The organism is Psychrobacter sp. AOP31-B2-9, assembly GCF_052378005.1.
Taxonomy (GTDB): Bacteria; Pseudomonadota; Gammaproteobacteria; order Pseudomonadales; family Moraxellaceae; genus Psychrobacter.
Window position 1 is genome coordinate 1 of record NZ_JBQSXG010000365.1, and the last position, 326, is coordinate 326.

The 326-nt window shown below is 42.9% G+C and carries 1 protein-coding gene; it reads left to right on the forward strand.

Going from position 1 to position 326, the window contains the following annotated elements:
• Nucleotides 1-73: 73 nt before the first annotated feature.
• A partial coding sequence (locus tag ACT3SX_RS15655; RefSeq protein WP_444518895.1) for a transposase occupies nucleotides 74-326 on the forward strand: 253 nt, incomplete at its 3' end.

Consider the following 326-nt stretch of genomic DNA (forward strand, 5'->3'; position numbering starts at 1 on the left):
GGTAATCCCCCCAATAAATAAGAACACTCATAAATAGAGAGTAACTGCTAGAATACATCAGCAGGAGAATCCTATGAAAAAGACACGCTTTAGCGACAACCAAATCGTCAACATCCTAAAACAAGCCGAACAAGGTGTCCCTATTACCGAGCTCTGCCGTGAGCATAACATCAGCCAAAGCACCTTCTACAACTGGCGATCTAAATATGGTGGTATGGACGCCACACTTATCAGCCGTCTTAAAGAGCTTGAAGTTGAAAATGCCCGCTTAAAGAAGATGTACGCTGATGAATGTCTTAAATCCGACATCCTACAGGATGCTATGT